The sequence below is a fragment of the Paenibacillus oryziterrae genome (assembly GCF_042610485.1).
Taxonomy (GTDB): domain Bacteria; phylum Bacillota; class Bacilli; order Paenibacillales; family Paenibacillaceae; genus Paenibacillus_AQ.
The window spans coordinates 1-529 of sequence record NZ_JBGJZO010000062.1; the positions used below are offsets into that span (position 1 = coordinate 1).

Here is a 529-nt window from a genome sequence, read left to right on the forward strand (position 1 = left end):
CCTGTCTTCGTGTAACGGACAATGTATTGCAGGATAATCATCAGGATAATTGTGATGATCAAGATCATGATTTGGTTGGATTCCACTTGAATGGAGGTGCCAAACAGTTGGTACTGCTTCTTGTCGAGGATATCCGGGAACCCTTGAGCCTGTGGTCCAAAGATCAGTACGCCGGTATACTCCAGCAAGAATGAGACGCCAATGGCGGTAATTAGTGCGGCAATCCGTGTGGACTTGCGCAGCGGCTTGTAAGCCAGACGTTCAATCGTAATTCCGAGAAGCGCGCTGACGGTCATGGAGAAGACCAGCGATATGATCAAGACCAATACTGGAGGCAACCCCGCCGAAGCCAGGTATTTGGCGCTGAACAGTCCGATGAACGAACCGACCATAAATACATCGCCATGCGCAAAATTGATCAGCTTGATGATTCCGTACACCATGGTATACCCCAGAGCGATCAGAGCGTAGATACTGCCTACAGATATTCCGTTAATTAGTTGTTGAATGAAGTACTCCATCGCCATCC

Annotated in this window: 1 protein-coding gene; it reads right to left on the reverse strand. The window is 48.6% G+C overall.

All coding sequences use genetic code 11. The features are described 5' to 3' along the window. Positions 1-521: branched-chain amino acid ABC transporter permease (locus tag ACAN55_RS24215; protein ID WP_379139167.1), on the reverse strand; the 521-nt coding region annotated here is incomplete at its 3' end. Positions 522-529 lie beyond the last annotated feature (8 nt).